At 75.7% G+C, this 321-nt stretch carries 1 protein-coding gene; it reads right to left on the reverse strand.

Annotated elements, in window-relative coordinates:
• On the reverse strand, window positions 1–321 hold a 321-nt coding region (locus G3I42_RS14735), incomplete at both ends, for a CHAD domain-containing protein (protein WP_164286110.1).

Raw genomic sequence — 321 nt, forward strand, 5'->3', positions numbered from 1 at the left:
CGGGCAGCTCCCGTTCGCGTGCCGCCGCCGTCCGCTCCTCCCGCCCGTACAGCAGTCCCCAGGTGAACGAGGGCTCGCCGGACAGCTGTGCCTGGACGGCGAGGGCGCGCAGGGCCTCGCGGGCCACCACGCTGTCCTGGTGGTCGCCCAGGACACCCTGTACGGCCTTCAGCCGCTTGGCGGACTTCCGGGCAGGCTTGCCGAGCGCGGGGCGGGCGGCCTCGGCCGCGTAGCGTGCGCGTTTCGCCGCCTTGCGTGCCTCGTGCAGGGCGACGTCCCGCTCCGGTCCCGGTGGCAGCTCCAGGGCGTGGGCGATGCGGT

Source organism: Streptomyces sp. SID11385 (assembly GCF_010548245.1).
Taxonomy (GTDB): domain Bacteria; phylum Actinomycetota; class Actinomycetes; order Streptomycetales; family Streptomycetaceae; genus Streptomyces.